Origin of the sequence: Desulfocurvus vexinensis DSM 17965 (genome assembly GCF_000519125.1) — a bacterium.
In the GTDB taxonomy this organism is placed as follows: Bacteria; Desulfobacterota; Desulfovibrionia; order Desulfovibrionales; family Desulfovibrionaceae; genus Desulfocurvus; species Desulfocurvus vexinensis.
This window is the reverse complement of record NZ_KI912582.1, coordinates 155,538-170,929: the sequence shown is the minus strand read 5'-3', so window position 1 is coordinate 170,929 and position 15,392 is coordinate 155,538. Positions and strand designations below refer to the sequence as shown.

15 protein-coding genes are annotated in these 15,392 nt (G+C 71.3%); 4 read left to right on the top strand and 11 right to left on the bottom strand.

The window, feature by feature from the left end; all coding sequences use genetic code 11:
* Nucleotides 1-78 precede the first annotated feature (78 nt).
* Complete coding sequence (locus G495_RS0115395; protein ID WP_028588486.1) at nucleotides 79-339, bottom strand: hypothetical protein; 261 nt, start codon at nucleotides 337-339, stop codon at nucleotides 79-81.
* Between the two features lie 223 nt (nucleotides 340-562).
* On the opposite strand from G495_RS0115395, the gene G495_RS19720 reads away from it, so the two are divergent.
* The 4 genes from G495_RS19720 to G495_RS20655 all read left to right on the top strand — a co-directional run bounded on the left by G495_RS19720 (nucleotide 563) and on the right by G495_RS20655 (nucleotide 4,265).
* Nucleotides 563-1,024, top strand: a complete 462-nt coding sequence (locus tag G495_RS19720; RefSeq protein WP_156939737.1) for a hypothetical protein — start codon at nucleotides 563-565, stop codon at nucleotides 1,022-1,024.
* Between the two features lie 262 nt (nucleotides 1,025-1,286).
* Complete coding sequence (locus G495_RS0115385; protein ID WP_028588485.1) at nucleotides 1,287-1,523, top strand: hypothetical protein; 237 nt, start codon at nucleotides 1,287-1,289, stop codon at nucleotides 1,521-1,523.
* A gap of 204 nt (nucleotides 1,524-1,727) precedes the next feature.
* On the top strand, nucleotides 1,728-2,033 hold the full coding sequence (gene flgM, locus G495_RS19715) for a flagellar biosynthesis anti-sigma factor FlgM (protein ID WP_035252589.1): 306 nt from the start codon (nucleotides 1,728-1,730) through the stop codon (nucleotides 2,031-2,033).
* Nucleotides 2,034-2,189: 156 nt separating this feature from the next.
* On the top strand, nucleotides 2,190-4,265 hold the full coding sequence (locus G495_RS20655) for an ATP-binding protein (protein WP_051445452.1): 2,076 nt from the start codon (nucleotides 2,190-2,192) through the stop codon (nucleotides 4,263-4,265).
* 228 nt (nucleotides 4,266-4,493) lie between these two features.
* Here G495_RS20655 and G495_RS0115370 read toward each other — a convergent pair whose 3' ends face one another.
* From G495_RS0115370 to coxB, 10 genes are all read right to left on the bottom strand, one after another.
* Nucleotides 4,494-6,146, bottom strand: a complete 1,653-nt coding sequence (locus tag G495_RS0115370) for a ribonuclease J (protein ID WP_028588484.1) — start codon at nucleotides 6,144-6,146, stop codon at nucleotides 4,494-4,496.
* Nucleotides 6,139-6,837: a lysophospholipid acyltransferase family protein gene (locus G495_RS0115365; RefSeq protein WP_028588483.1), complete on the bottom strand. Its 699-nt coding sequence runs from the start codon at nucleotides 6,835-6,837 to the stop codon at nucleotides 6,139-6,141. Before G495_RS0115365 ends, G495_RS0115370 begins: the two co-directional genes overlap by 8 nt.
* A gap of 170 nt (nucleotides 6,838-7,007) precedes the next feature.
* Nucleotides 7,008-9,068, bottom strand: a complete 2,061-nt coding sequence (gene fusA / locus G495_RS0115360) for an elongation factor G (RefSeq protein ID WP_028588482.1) — start codon at nucleotides 9,066-9,068, stop codon at nucleotides 7,008-7,010.
* A gap of 168 nt (nucleotides 9,069-9,236) precedes the next feature.
* Entirely contained in the window at nucleotides 9,237-9,719 is a 483-nt protein-coding gene (locus G495_RS0115355; RefSeq protein ID WP_028588481.1) for an adenosine-specific kinase, read from the bottom strand.
* Between the two features lie 343 nt (nucleotides 9,720-10,062).
* Nucleotides 10,063-10,743, bottom strand: coding sequence for an ABC transporter ATP-binding protein (locus G495_RS0115350; protein ID WP_028588480.1), 681 nt, complete (start codon nucleotides 10,741-10,743; stop codon nucleotides 10,063-10,065).
* Nucleotides 10,744-10,752: 9 nt separating this feature from the next.
* A complete protein-coding gene (locus G495_RS0115345; RefSeq protein WP_028588479.1) occupies nucleotides 10,753-11,916 on the bottom strand; it encodes an ABC transporter permease in 1,164 nt (387 codons plus the stop codon).
* Nucleotides 11,917-11,928: 12 nt separating this feature from the next.
* Complete coding sequence (locus G495_RS0115340) at nucleotides 11,929-12,399, bottom strand: DUF2318 domain-containing protein (protein WP_051445451.1); 471 nt, start codon at nucleotides 12,397-12,399, stop codon at nucleotides 11,929-11,931.
* A gap of 381 nt (nucleotides 12,400-12,780) precedes the next feature.
* A complete protein-coding gene (locus G495_RS0115335; protein WP_156939736.1) occupies nucleotides 12,781-13,221 on the bottom strand; it encodes a DUF4079 domain-containing protein in 441 nt (146 codons plus the stop codon).
* A gap of 63 nt (nucleotides 13,222-13,284) precedes the next feature.
* On the bottom strand, nucleotides 13,285-14,136 hold the full coding sequence (locus G495_RS0115330) for a UbiA family prenyltransferase (RefSeq protein WP_028588476.1): 852 nt from the start codon (nucleotides 14,134-14,136) through the stop codon (nucleotides 13,285-13,287).
* Between the two features lie 13 nt (nucleotides 14,137-14,149).
* A complete protein-coding gene (gene coxB / locus G495_RS19705) occupies nucleotides 14,150-15,388 on the bottom strand; it encodes a cytochrome c oxidase subunit II (protein WP_035252584.1) in 1,239 nt (412 codons plus the stop codon).
* Nucleotides 15,389-15,392 lie beyond the last annotated feature (4 nt).

The window sequence follows — 15,392 nt, the reverse complement described above, 5'->3', positions numbered from 1 at the left end:
GCGCAGGCACAGACCTGCGTGGGCGACGCTGGCCGGGCTGCACCGCCGCGCCGGGCCGCCGCCTGCGGGTGCCGCCCGCTAGGCCCGGGCGTCGAGCACGCGGCCCGTCTCGGCCTCCGGCCCCCGGGCCGGGGTCTGGCGGCCCTGGGTCCAGGCGAAGGAGTCCTGGGGGCTTTCGCCCGCCTGGGTGCGCCGGGCGAAGCGCGCATCGCGCGCGGCGTCGCGCGCGGCCTCTTCGGCGCGGGCCGACGAGGCCGCCGTATGCACCGTGTGCGGCGGCAAAACCACGCGCGGCGCGCGCATGGCCCTGGCGTAGGCGTTGTCACTGGTCAGCGGCATGGGGCTCCGGTACGGGGCGCGCAGGCTCCCGCCCGGGTCCATGCTAGTGCCCCTGGGCCCGGCTGTCCAGCCCGGGGCGCCCGCCCTGGCATGGATGTTGCCTCTGCCCTGCGCCTGGGAGCGGCCCGGGCCGATACACACCAGTCCAGGAGCGTCTGTCTTGTCTGCCAGCTACCGCCTCGTCCGCCTCGCCCCGCGTCCGGTTTTTGACCCCGCTGCCCTGGTGCGCACCGCCCAGACCGGCCCCCTACCCCAGGCCGACCTGGACGCCCTGGCCGGGCTGTGGCCCGCCACCCTGGCCGCCCTGCACGCCTGGCGCATCGACGCGGGCGCCCAGGGCGCCTGGCTCCTGCTGTGGCTGGACCAGGCCCTGGAGCAGGCCGTGGAGCGCCGCTTCGCCGAGCAGCCCGCGCGCGGGTTCCTGGAGCACGCCCTGGCCGTGCACTGCGTCATGGCCGCCGCCGCGAGCCTGGAGCCCGGGCTGGCCGGGCACGGCTGCTCGCCCGTGCCGCCGCCCCACCCGGCCATCACCGCCGCCGTCCACGAGCTCGGCCTGTCCTGGCCCGAGCAGGACACCCTGTGCCGCCGCTACGCCCTCTTGACCAGCACGCCCTTTGCCGGGGGCTGCGAGGGCTGCGCCCTGGCCGGGCAGTGCCCGCGCCTGCGCAGCCCCGGCCCGGCCTGAGCCGCCCGGCGCACCGGGCGCAAAAAGGCGCAAGTCGCACACAAGGCAGCCCGGAAATGATGTCCCAACGCAGTGCAGCAACAGTGACAAAAATTGCCGCGCACAGGCTCAACGCAATGCCTGCACTGCATTTTCATTCGGCCAGCCACTGCGCCGCGCCGCTGGGCACAGCCTTTCATATAAAGAAAAATGGACCCCCTGCCGATGAGTACTCCAGGTAGTGGCCCAGGGATTGCGCCCGTGGAAACAAGGAGGTTTCATCATGACTCTTTCCCCGCTCACCGCGCCCGGGAAGGGGTTGGAGATGCAGCCCGCGCCAAGGGACCCCTCCTTCGCCAACGTGATGAAGGAGATCGGCAAGGCCCGCCTGCGCCGCCAGGCCCTGGGCGACCAGGCCCTGGCCGCGAGGCTCCCGGCCCTGGAGGCGTCACCCGTGTACAATTCCAAGGGGGAGCTGATCCAGTCCCTCGGCGTCATCGGTTCCGCGCCCGCACGGTAGCGGGCAGGCCGATGCCTGCGTGTCTCCCAGCCCTGCCTGGACAGCGGGGCCCGTCCCTGGCGGCGGGCCCCGCCTTCTTGTGTGCTGGCCCCGTTATTGCATTGCTTCCGGCCCAAGGGTTTGACAACCCGCTCTGGAAGCGACTAGTGTATCCATGCAACGGAGCGCCCGGCAGTCCGGTCGCGCTTCAGGGAGGTGCCGCACATGGCCATCAAGGGCGTCGGGAACGGACAGTCCCCCTACGAGCGCATCAAGATCCAGCACGAGGCCGAGCGCCTGGACGAGGCGGCCAAGACCGCCAAGAAACCGACGGTCCAGCGCGACGAGGTCGTGGTCAGCGAGGACGCGCGGCTGATGAACGCGGCCATGGACGCCATCCGCAACACCCCCGACGTCCGCGCCGACAAGGTCGCGCGCCTCAAGGCCATGGTCGAAGCCGGCACCTACGCCGTCAACGGCCAGGACATCGCCGCGCGCATGGTCGCCGAGGACCAGGAACTGCTGCGCTAAAATCCCCGCCCCGCCCGGCGGCCCGCCATTTCCGGGGCCCGCGCCGCCGCCACAATTCCCTTGCCTCCGTGCCGCCCCGCCTGTAGCTTTGCCCATCCGGTGCGGGCCTCCGCACCCGGCTCCTGCCACTTTCCGGGAACCCATGCGCGAAGCTCCATGATCCGACTCCTGCTCGCGGCCCTCGTCCTCGTTCTGGCTGCCGCCATGGCCCCGGCCTGCCACGCCCGGGCCGTCACCGTGGCCTATTACGACAACCCGCCGGTGCTGTTCCGCAACGCGGCGGGCAAGCCCGCAGGTCTGTTCGCCGTGCTCATCGAGCACACCGCCGCCACCCGGGGCTGGAAGCTGACCTGGATCCACCGCTCCTGGCCCGAGGCCCTGGACATGGTCCAGCGCGGCGAGGTGGACCTGCTGCCCGACGTGGCCTACAGCGAGGAGCGCACGCGGCGCCTGGCCTTCACCAGCCAGACGCCCCTGGTCAACTGGGCCCACGTCTTCGCCCGCCCGGGGCTGGAGGTGCGCAGCCTGCTCGACGTGCGCGGGCGCAGCGTGCTGGTCCAGCCCGGCGACATCCACGCCGAGGCCTTCCGCTCCACCATGCGCAGCTTCGGCATCACCTACGTCGAACAGCGCCTGCCCGACTACAGGGACCTCTTCGTGGCCCTGGAGCAGGGCCAGGGCGATCTGGCCGTGGTCAACCACCTGTTCGCCGCCAGCCAGGGCACGGCCTACGACGTGCAGGCCACGCCCATCCTGCTCAACCCCATCGAACTGCGCATCGCCGCGCCCAAGGGCGGGGACAGGGCCCTGCTCGACGCCCTGGACGAGGAACTCGCGCGCATGAAGGCCGACAAGAACTCGGCCTACCACCGCGCCCTGGACCACTGGTTCACCGCGCGGCCCGGGCAGGAGCCGCCCGCGTGGCTGGGCACGGCCCTGTGGGCCGCCCTGGCCGCCGTGCTGCTGTGCGGGCTGTGGATCGTGGCCATGCGCGCGCAGGTGGCGCGCAAGACCCGCGAGCTGGCGGCCCAGAACAGACGCCTGGAACGCGAAATCGACGTGCGCACCCAGGCCGAAAAGGCCCTGCGCGAGGCCCAGGGCTCCATCGCCGGGGTCATCGACGCCATGCCCTCGCTGCTGGCGGGGGTGGACGACCAGGGCCGCGTCACCCTGTGGAACCGCACGGCCTGGGAGCGCACGGGCATCCCCAGGCCCCAGGCCATGGGCCAGCCCCTGGGCGAGGTGCTGCTGCACCTGGAAGACGTGCTGCCCGAGCTGACCGGGGCCGCCGCCTCGGACGCGCGCAGGCACCTGCCGCGCCGCTCGCGCATCGTGGGCGGCAGCCTGCGCTACGAGGAGATCACCATCTTCCCCCTGGCCGACACGGGCGGCACCCGCGCCGTGCTGCGCGTGGACGACGTGACCGAGCGCGTGCGCCTGGAGGAGATCGCCGTGCAGGGCGAGAAGATGCTCTCCCTGGGCGGGCTGGCCGCAGGCATGGCCCACGAGATCAACAACCCCCTGGGCATCATCATGCAGAGCGCGCAAAACGCCCTGCGCCGCGTGCAGGACGAGGTGCCCGCCAACTGCCGCGCCGCCGACACGTGCGACGTGGAGCTGGACCGGGTGCGCGGCTACCTGGAGGCGCGCGGCGTGCTGCGCGCCCTGGAGGCCATCCGCGAGGCCGGGGCCCGCGCGGCGGACATCGTGGCGCGCATGCTGGCCTTCAGCAGACCGTCCACCTCCCAGCGCAGCCCGGTGGACGTCACGGCGCTCATCGAGGAAGCCGTGGCCCTGGCGGCCAACGAGTTCGGCCAGGACGGCCAGGGCGGCTTCCATCGCGTGCAACTGGTGCGCGACTACGCGCCGGACCTGCCCCCCGTGCCTGCGGTGCGCACCGAGATGGTCCAGGTGCTGCTCAACCTGCTGCGCAACGCGGCCCAGGCCATGCTGGAAGGCGAGGCCGACCGGCCCCCGCGCATCGTGCTGCGCACGGCCCAGGCCCCCGGCTGGGTGCGCATCGAGGTCGAGGACAACGGGCCCGGGCTGGACCCGGCCTCGCGCACCCGCGTCTTCGAGCCCTTCTTCACCACCAAGGGCCCGGGCCGGGGCACGGGCCTGGGGCTGTCGGTGTCCTATTTCATCGTCACCCGCAACCACCGGGGCACCTTCACCGCCCGCAACGCCCCCGACGGCGGGGCGCGCTTCACCATCACCCTGCCCCGGGAGTAGCCCGGGGGCAGAGTCCTCGCCCTGCGGGCGACGCCAGCCCCGCACCCGGGAACCGCGCAGGGCGCCCGCGCGCTGCGCAGGCGGCCCGGCCTCGCGCCACGCCCCCCTCCCGCGCAGGCCGCCCGGAAACGGCACACCGGCTCGCGAAACAGGCAGACCCTCGCGCATGGAGCCATGCACGAGGGTCTGAAGCGTTCGCGCCGGGGCGCGCCAGCGCACGGCGGCCCGCTAGACCAGCATCACCAGCGGCACCACCACCGGATCGCGGTCCAGCACGCGGCGGAAGAAGCGGCGCAGGGAGGAGCGGATGCGCTCCTTGAGCTTGCTGGTTTCGCCGGGGCGGATGTTCTCGAAGATGTCCAGGATGATGCACTTGGCGTCTTCGAGCACATGGCTGTAGCGCTGCTCGAAGACGAAACCCTTGGAGGCCAGGTCCGGGCCCACGAGGATCTCGCCCGTCTCCTTGTCCACCACCAGCGTCACGATGACCATGCCCTCGCCGCCCAGGAGCTGACGCTCCTTGAGCACGCTCTGGCCCACGTCGCCCACGCCCTTGCCGTCCACGTAGATGCACTCGGTGTGCACGCGCTCGTGCAGGCGGATGCTCGACGGGCTGATGGTCAGGGGGTCGCCGTCCTCCAGGATCAGGGTCCGCTCCACGGCCACGCCGCACTCGCGGGCCAGGCGGCAGTGCTTGACCAGATGGCGGTACTCGCCGTGCACGGGCACGAAGAAGGTCGGGCGCACGGTCTGGAGCATGGTGCGCAGCTCCTCGCGGTGGGCGTGGCCCGAGGCGTGGATGGCCTGGACCTTCTCGTAGAGCACCTCGGCGCCCAGGCGGTAGAGATTGTTGATGATCTGCGTGATGGCCCGCACGTTGCCGGGGATGAAGCGCGAGGACATGAGCACCAGGTCGCCCTTCTTGATGCGCAGCTGGCGGTGCTCCCCGGCGGCGATGCGCGACAGCGAGGCCAGGGGCTCGCCCTGGGAGCCCGTGACCAGCAGCACCAGTTCCTCGTCCTTGTGGCGGGGCAGCTCTTCCAGGGGGATGAGCACCCCCGAGGACACGCGGATGTAGTCCAGCTCGCGGGCCAGCTCGATGTTGCGCACCAGGCTGCGGCCGCTGACGGCCACCTTGCGCCCGTACTGCTCGGCCAGCTCGAAGATCTCCTGCATGCGCTGGATGTGGCTGGAGAACAGGGTCACGATGATCCGCCCCGGGGCGGTGCGGAAGATCTCGCCCAGGGAGGCCTTGATCTCGCGCTCGGTGAGCGCGTGGCCCTCGCGCTCGATGTTGGTGGAGTCGGACAGCATGAGCCGCACCCCAGGCCGCGAGAAGCGCTCGAAGGCTTCCAGGTCCGTCTCCTGGCCGTGGGTGGGCGTGCGGTCGATCTTGAAGTCGCCGGTGTGCACGATGCGCCCGGCGGGGCTCTCGATGCCCAGGCCGTAGCCGCCGACGATGGAATGGCACACCGGGAAGAAATTGACGTGGAAGTCGCCGATCTGGACGCGCTCGCGGTCCTGGACCACGCGCATGTCGGTGTACTGCTCCAGGTTGTGCTCGCGCAGCTTGGCCGCCACCAGCCCCAGGGTGAACTCCGAGCCGTAGACCGGGGCGCTCACGTGGGGCAGCAGCCAGGGCAGGGCCCCGATATGGTCCTCATGGCCGTGGGTCAGCACGATGCCGTGCAGGCGCTCCTTGTTCTCCACCACGTAATCGAAACGCGGGATGACCACGTCGATGCCGTAGAGATAGTTGTCCGGGAACATCAGCCCGCAGTCGATAAGGAACATGGAGCCCCGGGTTTCCAGGACCATGCAGTTCATGCCGATCTCGCCCAGGCCGCCCAGGGGCGTCAGGGTCACGTCATGCTCACCCACGGCGCAACTCCTGGTAGGCGGCGTTCATCAGGGCGTGCAGGTCGTCGCGGAACTGTTCGCGCTGCTTCAGGGTGTAGCTCCCGGCGGGCACGGGCGCCAGGGCGCGCACGCGGATGGTCGCCGGGCGCAGCAGCAGGCTGCCCTTGGGCAGGGCGTCGCCCGTGCCGCAGACCACGATGGGCGCCACGGGCAGCCCGGTCTTCAGGGCCAGGATCATCCCGCCCGGCTTGAACTCGCCCAGGGCCTCCAGGTTCCGCTGGCGGGTGCCCTCGGCGAAGACCAGGATGTTGGCGCCCTCGCGGGCCTTGGCCGCAGCCTCCTCCAGGCTCTTCATGGCCCGGCGGGCGTTGCCGCGGTCCACGCTCACGTGCCCGGCGCACTCCAGGGCCTTGCCGAACAGCGGGATGCGGAACAGCGACTCCTTGGCTACGAAACCCACGTGGCGCGCGCGCAGGACGTGGGTCATCACCGGGATGTCCAGCTGGCTCTGGTGGTTGACGATGAAGATGTAGCGCTGCTGCGGGTCCAGGGCCGAGAGGTCCACCTCCAGGGGCAGACCGGTGAGCCGGACCACGACGCCCGCCCAGGCCCGCCCGGCCCAGGGGCCGAACCTGCGCCACCCTGCGGCCAGGGCGGAATAGAAGATGGTCACCGGCAGGAAGGCGATGAAGAAAATCAGGTTGCGTAACATCAGGGGCTCAGGACTCCGCCGGGCGTTGTTTCTGGTGGTGTGTGACGCGTTGCGGGCAATGTACGGGAAAACAGGCGGCGAAACAAGGCCGGGAGCCGCCGCCCGGGCCGCAAAAGCCGCCCCTCCCGGCACCGGGAGGGGCGGCGGCGATTGCTGCAGGCGGAGCCGGGCTACTCCTGGTCCTTCCTGCTCTCGGCGATGACCTTCTCGGCCACCTGGGGCGGGGCCTCCTCGTAGTGGTCGAACTCCATGGTGAAGGTGCCCTGCCCGCCGGTCATGGAGCGCAGGTCCGGGGCGTACTGGAGCACCTCGGCCATGGGCACGTGGGCCTTGACCTCGGTGATGCCGACCTTGGAGTCCGAACCGAGGACCTTGCCCCGGCGGCTGGAGAGGTCGCCGATGACATCACCCATGAACGCGTCGGGCACGAACACGCTGACCTGGACGATGGGTTCGAGCAGCACGGGCTTGGCCACCTCGGCGGCCTTCTTGAAGGCGATGGACCCGGCGATCTTGAAGGCCATTTCCGAGGAGTCCACCGCGTGGTAGGAGCCGTCGTAGCAGGTCACGCGGAAGTCCACCACCGGGTAGCCGGCCAGCACGCCGCGCGCGGCGGCCTCCTGGACGCCCTTGTCCACGGCGGGGATGTACTGGCGGGGGATGGAGCCGCCGACGATGGCGTCCACGTACTCGTACCCCGTGCCCCGGGGCAGGGGCTCCAGGCGGATGAAGCAGTCGCCGAACTGGCCGCGCCCGCCGGACTGCTTCTTGTGGCGGCCCTGCACGTCGGCCTTGCCCTTGAAGGTCTCGCGGTAGGGGATCTTGGGCGTCTTGAGGGCGATGCCGACCTTGTAGCGCCGCCGGGCCTTCTCGACGCTGATCTCGATGTGCAGCTGGCCCGAGCCCGAGAGCAGGATGTCGCCGGTCTCGGCGTCGCGGGTCAGGTGCAGGCACACGTCCTCTTCCAGCAGCTTGTTCACCGCGGAGTAGACCTTGTCCTCCTCGCCCTTCTCCTCGGGGGCCAGGGCGTAGGAGATCAGCGCCGGGGGCAGGCCCGGCTTGGCCAGGGTGAAGGGCTCCTTGGGGTCGGAGAGGGTGTCGCCGGTGGCGGTGAGCTTCAGCTTGGCCAGGGCCAGGATGGCCCCGGGCCCGGCCTCGCCCTTCAGGGGCTTCTGCTCCTTGCCGCACAGCACCAGCAGCTGGCCCACGCGCTCCTTGTCGCCCTTGGTGGAGTTGTGCAGCGTGCTGTCGGGGGACAGCACGCCCGAGAGCACGCGGATGACCGAGAGCTGCCCGGCGAAGGGGTCGGCCAGGGTCTTGAAGACGAAGGCGGACACGGGCGCCTCGGCGGCGCTGGCGCGCTCGGCGCCGTCCTCGCCCAGCCAGGCCCCGCGGTCCAGGGCGCTGGGGAACAGCTCCTGCACGATGTCCAGGATGAAGCTGGCGCCCTTGTTCTCCAGGGCCGAGCCGCAGGCCACGGGCACCAGCCCGCCCGAGAGCACGCCCGAGCGCAGGCCCTGGCTGATCTCCTCGGGGCTCAGTTCGCCCTCTTCGAGATACTTCTCCATGAGCGTTTCGTCGCTCTCGGCGATGTTCTCGATCATGGTCTCGCGCAGGGAGTCCACGTCGGCGGCCATGTCGCCGGGCACGGCGCCCTCGCGCAGCTTGCCGCCGTCCTCGAAGAACAGGGCCTTGTTGCCCAGAACGTCCACCACGCCCTTGAAGGCGTCCTTCTCGCCGATGGGCATGTACAGCAGCACGGGGCGGATGCCCAGCACGGCGGTCAGCGACGAGAAGGCCATCTCGAAGTCGGCCCGGTCGCGGTCCATCTTGTTGACGAAGGCCATGGCCGGGCGGCCCGAGGCGCGCACCTCGTCCCAGAGCTTCTTGGTCAGGGGCTTGGCGCCGTCCACGGCGTCCACGACGAAGACCACGCCGTCCGCCGCGGTCAGGGAGTAGGCGATGTCGCCGGTGAAGTTGGTGTCTCCGGGAGTGTCGATCAGGAAGTGGGTGGCCTTCTTCCAGGGGTAGCTGGCAAAGGCGGGCTGGATGGACCCGCGGCGCTTGATCTCCTCGGGTTCGGTATCCAGGGTGGTGGTGCCCTCCTCGATCCTGCCCAGGCGGTTGATGACGCCAGCCTGGAAGAGCAGCATCTCGGCAACGGAAGTCTTGCCGCAGCCGCCGTGTCCGACGAGGGCGTAGGTCCTCTGGTTCTTCAGCGCATCCGACATTGATTTCTCCCTTGTGTTAGCCGTCTGTTCCCGATCCCTCCGCGGTCCGGGACCGGGTTGTGGTCCCCACGAAAAACTTTAAAAGGCATAGATGTATACGAGGATGGCTTCAATTTTGTCAAGCGCACCACCATCCTCGCGGCGCGTGGCGCGCCCTGGCGCAGGCGCCTAGAGCTTGTAGCCGATCATGCGCAAGAAGCCCTTGCGCCGCTCCACGTCCTCGGGCCCCTCGACCCCCTTGGGCGCGAAACCGTCGATGACCCCGAGGATGCCCCGGCCCTGCTCGGTGGCGGCGACGACCACCTGCACGGGGTTGGCCGTGGCGCAGAACAGGCGCACCACCTCGGGCACGGCCTGCACGGCGTTGACGATATTGATGGGGAACATGTCGCGCATGAACAGGATGAAGCTGTGCCCGCAGCCGATGGCCTCGGCGTTGCGCCGGGCCAGGGCCACGCACGCATCGTCGGTGCCCGTCAGGCGGATCAGGCATTTGTCCGAGGCCTCGCAAAAGGCCAGGCCGAAGCGCGCGCCGGGCACGGTGCCCACCACGGCCTCGTGGATGTCCTCCACGGTCTTGATGAAATGGGACTGGCCCAGGATCATGTTCAGGGCGTCGGGGTTGTGGACGGCGACAGTGCTCAGTTCCATGGCGTCTCCTTGGCCCGCGCGGGCGGTGTGGGATCTTTTCCGGGGTGGGGCCTGGCGTGCGCCCCGCCCCACTGTGGCCCACAAAGCCCGCCGGGGGCAAGCCCCGGAACGCGCGCCCGGCGCATTTTCACGCCCGGCCCCGGAAAAACAGGCGCCCCCGCCTGCCAGGAAGCGGCCCAGGCAGTCACCGGCATTGAGGGGGGGATACCGGTGCCCGGCCAGGCCGCCTCCGGGCGGGCGGAGGCGCGAGGTCGCATTAAACTTGACTGGAATACTAAGGATTAATCATTCTTTGTCAATATCTATTTATCAATAGATAAATCGGATAGTTGCCCCGCGCCGCTCAGGGCGTGGCCGGGGCCGGGGCGGTGCGCCCGTCGGCCATGGCCACAACGCGGTCGGCGCGCTCCGCATACCCGGCGTCGTGGGTGACCATGACCACGGCCAACCCTTCGGCGGACAGACCGCGCAACAGGCCGATGACGCCCTCGGCGGTGGCCTTGTCCAGGCTGCCGGTGGGCTCGTCGGCAAAGAGCACCCGCGAGCGCTTGACCAGGGCCCGGGCGATGGCCACGCGCTGCTGCTCGCCGCCCGAGAGCTGCCCGGGCAGCCGCCCGCCCTTGCCGCCCAGGCCCACGCGCTCCAGGCACTCGCCCGCGAAATCACGCACCGCGCGCGGCACCGGGGCCAGACTGCCCATGAAGGGCAAGAGCACGTTCTCGCGGGCCGTGAGGTAGGGCAAGAGGTGGTGCTGCTGGAAGACCATGGCGAAGTCGCGCCTGCGCAGGGCGTTCAGCCCGGCCTCGGGCAGGGCCGTCAGGTCGCGCCCGTCCAGGGTCAGGCTGCCGCCGTCGGGCGCCAGCAGGGTGGAGAGGATGGACAAAAACGTGGACTTGCCCGAACCCGAGCGGCCCACGATGGCCACGAACTCGCCCGGGGCCACGTCCAGGTCCGCCCCGGCCAGGGCCGGGGCGGGCGCGCCGCCCGAGCGGTAGGTCTTGGTGATGCCGCGTGCCGTGAGCATGGTGCCTCCTTACAGGGAAACCAGGGCTTCGGAAGGCTCCACGCGCGAGGCCTTCCAGGCCGGAACAGCCGCCGAAACCACGGACACCCCGGCCATGAAGGCCACCGTGGCGGCCAGGGCCAGGGGCGCGAAGGCCAGCTCGGCCACGTCGGCGATGTGCAACACGGCCACGACCTTGAAGCTCAGGGCGTAGCCCGCCAGGAACCCGGCCAGCCCCGCCGCCAGCCCCAAAAACAGCGCCTCGGCGCTGAACAGGGTGAAGACCGCCCCGCGCGAGTAGCCCAGGGAGCGCAACAGCCCGATCTCGCGGCGCCGCTCGTTGACCGCCGAAAGCATGGACAGCCCGATCATGGCGCAGGCGGTGAGCAGGATGACCACGCTCACGGCCAGGATCAGCCGCTGCACGAAATGCACCGACATCATGCGCTGCTCCACCACGCTGCGCAGGGCCTTGACCTCCACCCCGGGGATGGCCGCGCCCAGCTGGGCCACGAGGTCCTCGATGGGGCACCCGGCGCACAGCGCGGCGACCTCCACGAAGCTCACGGCCCCGGGCCGCCCGGTCAGATCCTGCACGAAGCCCAGATCGGCCAGGACGACGCCGTCGTCGTCGTCGCCCGTGGGGCGCAGCACGCCCGCCACGGTGGCCGGGGCGCCCAGGCCCGTCACGGCGTCGCCCGGGCCCAGGCCCAGGCGCGCGGCCACCCGCGCGCCCAGCAGCACCTGCCCGGGGCCCTCGGGCCACGCGCCGTCCACGGCCCAGTGGCCCTTCATGGCGCGCTCCTTGTCGAAGCGCACGCCCACCAGCCCCACGGCCACGCCCTCCAGCTCGCGCATGGCCACCAGCTTGGGCGCCACGGCGGCCACGTTGGCGGCGTTGCGGATGCCCGCCACCCGGGCCAGCACGTCGGCCTCGTCAAGCAGGCGCACCTCCACGAGCATGTCGCCCAGGCTCAGGCCGCCGTAGCTCACCGAGAGGGTTTCCGAGCGCGGGGAGACCAGGATATTGGCCCCGAAGGCCGTGAGCTTCTTCTCCAGGCTGTCGCCCACCACGCGCGAGACATGGCCCAGGGCCACGATGCTCGTCACGCCCAGGGTGAAGACCGCCAGCAGCAGCAGCGTGCGCAGCCAGCGGCGCCGCCCGCTGCGCAGGGCGATGGTCAGGATGTTCACGGGCGCACCAGCCTAGAAGTAGCCCGCGCCCGCACGCAGGGCGGCCAGGGGGATGCGCAGGGTGTCGCCGTCCACGGTGCGCTCCAGGGGCGCGGGGTTGCAGCCGCCCTGGACCTCGTTGATGCGCGCGACGTGGAAGCGCTGCGAGCAGTTCACGCAGACCATCTGCTCGCCGTCCTGCACGTAGCCCTTGCGGGCGTGGTAGCACACGTCGCAGGCGTCGAAGGCCGCGCGGACCACGCCGTCGGCGCTCTGGACCACGAAAAAGCGCACGGCCTTGCCTGCGTCGCGCAGCTCGAAGAAATGGGCCTTGCCGTCCGCGACCCCGGCCAGGGGGAGGAGCACGGCGTCGCCCTGGGGCGTGACCGCAGTATGCCGGGAGCCCAGGCCGAAGAAGGCCCGGGCGGGCGCCGCGCCCAGCACCAGGGCCAGGGCCAGCACCGCGAAGGTCAGTCCGCCGGGGACGGGAATCCTGTTGCGCATGGAACAGCCTCTCGGAGCATGGTCGCCCGGGCCGCCCCGGACCGGGGGGCGCCGGCGTGTGCAACAAGCTGCACACATTCACGACTGGTCCGGTCGGGATTGCAAGAGCCCTGCCAGAACGGCAGATCGAGTCTTTCCGGAAGGATGGAGGACAAGCCCGCAGGCCTGGATGTGCATGGCGCAGGAATCGGCACAAAAATGTGCAACAGGCTGCACACAGGGGCAGCCCGGCCCTGGCTGGCTGCCGGGGCAGGCACACGGTGCAGGCCGCTCAAAGACGGCGGAAGGCCTTGCGCGAAAAAATCCAGGCCGCGCCGCGCGTTGCGCTCGGCAGCGGCCTGGATTTTCGCTGACTCAGCAGCGCCGTTTGGGGGCGGCCCGCTAGCCCTGGGGCAGCAGGAACATGCCCACCAGGGCCCAGCCCGTCCAGCCCTGGTACAGGGCCAGGGCCAGCAGCGCGGCGTTGTTCAGCCCGTGGAAGACGTGCAGGTATTTGCGGCGCTTCTTGACGCGGTCCAGCAGGTGGCCGCTGGCGTAGCCCGTGCCGATGAGGGCGGCCATGACCGCGCTGACGGTGTAGTGCGCCCCGGTGATGCCCCAGGTGCCGAAGGACAGGCGCATAGCGGCCACGCCGATGACCAGCCCGGCCAGCCAGCCCACCAGCACCACCTTGCCCCACAACACATGGCGCTTCCAGGGGAAGAGCACCGCGCGCCGCCCCAGGTGGACGAACAGGAACCGCCGCACGCCCATCTCCATGACCCACAGGGCCAGGAGCGTCATCGTCAGCTGCACGAGGGGATGGATCCAGAGCATGGTCACGTTTCTCCACGGGGCCTTGCGGCCGGGGGTTCAAGGGAATCGTGCGGCCCGGGTGGCTGCGGGTCAGAAGGGCCAAGCGGCCAGCAGCGTTCCGGCCAGGGCCAGCAGCATGGAGCCGTTGACGGCCAGCAGGGAGCGGGCCCCGCGCACGGGCGCGGCGGCGGCCACGGCCACGGCCAGCCCGGCGGCCAGCAGCGCTCCGGGGGCGGCCCCCCCGGCCCCCGCCGCCAGGGCCAGGCCCACGGCCAGGCACAGGCCCACGCAGTAGGCGCCCGTCCACAGGGCCAGCACCGGCCCGCGCGAGCGCTGGGGCAGCGCAGCGAAGGGCAGCGCGAAGCCCGCCCGGTGATACTCCGCCCGCCGCCGCCACGCAAGCAACCAGAAATGCGGCACCTGCCACAGGTAGACCATGCCCGTCACGGCCCAGATGAGCGACGCCTGCGCCCCCCAGGCCGCGCCCCCGGCCCCGATCCAGCCGCACAGCGGCGGCAGGGCCCCGGCCAGGGCGCCCACCAGCAGCGCCGTGGCCGTCACGGGCTTGAGCGGCGTGTACAGGCCGTTGTAGAGCGCGACCACGGCCAGCCCCAGCCCGGCCAGCAGCGTCCCGCCGCCCAGGGCGAAGCATCCCAGCCCCGCCGCGCCCAGGGCCGCGGCCACGGCCAGGGCCGCCCCCGGGGTCACGCGCCCGGCGGGCAGGGGCCGGCTGGCCGTGCGCGCCATGCGCGCGTCGCGCCCGCGCTCCTGGACCTGGTTCAGGGCCGAGCAGCCCGCGCACAGCAGCACGCTGCCCGCCACGGCGCAGGCCGCCCCCGGGGCGGACGCCCCGCCCGCCAGCAGCGCCCCGCACAGCGCGGCCCCGCCCACGGCCAGGCTCACCCCCGGGCGGCCCAGGACCAGCAGGTCGGCCCCGGTCATTGCCCGGCCCCGGTCATTGCCCGGCCCCGGCCTGGGCGCCGTCCTGCGGGCCCAGGCTCTTGATGTAGTCCACCAGCAGGCCCACCTGCTCCGCGTCCAGGGCGTCGTATGCGGGCATGATCGGCGCCTCGCCCTCCACCACCAGCGCCCCGGGCGCCAGGATGGACTCGGCCAGATAGGCGTCGTCGGCCACGACCTCGCGCACGGCGCCGGAGCCGTCCTGGACCCGGCGCACGGCCCCGGCCAGCCCCCGGAAGCTCGGCCCGGCGATGTACGAGCCGTCGGTGGAATGGCAGGACATGCAGCCCTCGGCCTCGGCCAGCTCGCGCCCCGGGGGCGGCCCGGCGGGGTCGCCGGTGAGCATCCACTGGACCATGGCCTCCAGGTCTGCTTCGGGAATCTGGTCCTGATACGGCGGCATCATCGGCTCGTAGCCCGCCACGACCTCGGCCCCGGGGTCGAGCACGGCGCGGCGCAGGTAGTCGGCGTCGGAAAGCACCTGCGCACGCCCGCCGCCGGGCAGCAGCACGTCCACCATGCGCCCGCCCAGGGCATCCAGGGCCGGGCCCAGGCCATCGGCCCCGGCCAGGTCGTGGCAGCCGGTGCAGCCGTAGGTTTCGAACAGCTCCCGGGCCCGGGTGCCCGCGCCGTCGGCCCCCGCCAGCCACTGCTCGAATTCCCCGGCGGGCACCACGCGCAGGGTGGTGATCATGTTGGCGTGCTTGAGGCCGCAGTATTCGGCGCACAGGATGTCGAACTCGCCCGGGGCGCTGGCGTTGAACCAGGCCGTGGTGGTCAGCCCCGGCACGGTGTCCATCTTGATGCGCAGGGCGGGCACGTAGAAACTGTGGATCACGTCGCGCGAGGTCATGGCCAGCTTCACGTCGGCGCCCACCGGGGCCACCAGCACCGCCGAGCGCTTGCCCCCCGGGTAGGTGAACGACCACGACCACATGCGCGCCTCCACGGCCACCTCCATGGCGCCTTCGGGCACGGTGCGCATGGCCTTGAAGCTCGTCCAGCCGAACCAGAACATGGCCATGACGATGACCGAGGGGATGATGGTCCACAGCAGCTCCAGGGTCAGGCTGCCGGGAATCTCCACGGCCTCGGGGTTGCGGGTGTGGTGGTAGCGCCACGAGAAGTAGAGCATCAGCGCCGTCACCAGCACCAGCGCGCCCACGGCGAAGGCCAGGATGAACAGGAAGGCCCGGTCCACCTCGCTGGCGGCGCTGAAGATGTGCTCGAACATGGCG

Coding starts and splice junctions, on each gene's coding strand:
- G495_RS0115330 (WP_028588476.1), bottom strand. CDS start 14,136: ATGACCGGGGCCGACCTGCTGGTCCTGGGCCGCCCGGGGGTGAGCCTG.
- G495_RS20655 (WP_051445452.1), top strand. CDS start 2,190: ATGATCCGACTCCTGCTCGCGGCCCTCGTCCTCGTTCTGGCTGCCGCC.
- coxB (WP_035252584.1), bottom strand. CDS start 15,388: ATGTTCGAGCACATCTTCAGCGCCGCCAGCGAGGTGGACCGGGCCTTC.
- G495_RS0115365 (WP_028588483.1), bottom strand. CDS start 6,837: ATGTTACGCAACCTGATTTTCTTCATCGCCTTCCTGCCGGTGACCATC.
- G495_RS0115355 (WP_028588481.1), bottom strand. CDS start 9,719: ATGGAACTGAGCACTGTCGCCGTCCACAACCCCGACGCCCTGAACATG.
- G495_RS0115340 (WP_051445451.1), bottom strand. CDS start 12,399: ATGCGCAACAGGATTCCCGTCCCCGGCGGACTGACCTTCGCGGTGCTG.
- G495_RS0115385 (WP_028588485.1), top strand. CDS start 1,287: ATGACTCTTTCCCCGCTCACCGCGCCCGGGAAGGGGTTGGAGATGCAG.
- fusA (WP_028588482.1), bottom strand. CDS start 9,068: ATGTCGGATGCGCTGAAGAACCAGAGGACCTACGCCCTCGTCGGACAC.
- G495_RS0115395 (WP_028588486.1), bottom strand. CDS start 339: ATGCCGCTGACCAGTGACAACGCCTACGCCAGGGCCATGCGCGCGCCG.
- flgM (WP_035252589.1), top strand. CDS start 1,728: ATGGCCATCAAGGGCGTCGGGAACGGACAGTCCCCCTACGAGCGCATC.
- G495_RS0115350 (WP_028588480.1), bottom strand. CDS start 10,743: ATGCTCACGGCACGCGGCATCACCAAGACCTACCGCTCGGGCGGCGCG.